Here is a 374-nt window from a genome sequence, read left to right as displayed (position 1 = left end):
GAGCGCCATTACGCAAGGCACCGGGCTTGCGCACCAGCACGGGCACATAGTGCCAAGGGTCGTAGACCGTCTCGCCGCGACCGAATGATCGCGGGTGCTCGGCAACGATACGTCCATCCTGACGGATCACGATGCGATCGGCATAGGCTTGAACCTCGACCGGTCGTCCGACTGCGCTGGCTGCGACCGAGTACTTGTTGTTGTCGAAGCGCACCAGGCAGGTCTTCGAGACCGATGCCGTCACCGCATGGAAGCCGTCGAAGCGGCCGGCATAGGGAACGAGTTTGGGGCGTTCGGCTTCGAACACGTCCCAGATCGTCTGATCGGTCAGCTCCGGATGGCGATGAGCCTTGGCGTAGGCGATGCATTTGTCG

1 pseudogene is annotated in these 374 nt (G+C 62.3%); it reads right to left on the bottom strand.

What is annotated here, in order from left to right:
- A pseudogene (locus tag QJT78_RS52295) lies at positions 1-374 on the bottom strand (IS21 family transposase); the annotation flags it as partial.

The organism is Bradyrhizobium sp. Mp27 (assembly GCF_029953005.1).
Lineage (GTDB): Bacteria > Pseudomonadota > Alphaproteobacteria > Rhizobiales > Xanthobacteraceae > Bradyrhizobium > Bradyrhizobium barranii.
The sequence above is the reverse complement of the archived record's forward strand: the minus strand, read 5'-3'. Positions and strand labels throughout refer to the sequence as shown.